At 65.2% G+C, this 589-nt stretch carries 1 pseudogene; it reads right to left on the reverse strand.

From position 1 onward, the window contains the following. A pseudogene (locus J5224_RS34155) lies at nt 1-589 on the reverse strand (DNA polymerase III subunit gamma/tau); the annotation flags it as partial.

Here is a 589-nt window from a genome sequence, read left to right on the forward strand (position 1 = left end):
CGCTTCTTCCGTCAATTTAGCCGCTAATTCCGGCGTTTTCTCGTATTCCAGCACCGTGCGCAACGCTTTCGGCGTGGCGATGGTTTCGGTCACGACAGCCTTCTGTTGCTGCGCGCGCCAGCGGTACGCTTCAGGCTTTTTCTGCGCCTCGCTGTTGCTGTCAGCCGCCTGACGCTGCTGACTGCGTTCCGTCACCGAGGCCAGGCGTTCCAGCGCCGATGCCGCCGTGCCCGGCCGAGCGCGTTCCTGCGCCGCCGGATCAGACTTTTTTGGCGGCGGCGTACCCTGTCGCTGCAATAACTGGCTGCGCGCCTGTAGCAGTTGCGAGGTGGCGTCCGGCAACGGCGCGGCAGGTGCAACAGGTTCCTCAGGCGCAGCGACAGGCGATGACGGAGCAGCCGCAGGGGATGACGGCGCACTGGGCGCAGACGCCTGACGCGCAGGCGGAATGTGCGCCTGCGGTGCGGCAGGTGCACTCGCCGCCACTGGCGCAGTTGCCACCGGTGCAATCACCGCCTGCGGATGAAATGCCAAGGCTCTGAGCAGCGTCATTTCAACGCCCATACGCCGGTCTGGCGCATAGGATAAT

It is taken from the genome of Candidatus Symbiopectobacterium sp. NZEC135, from assembly GCF_025962695.1.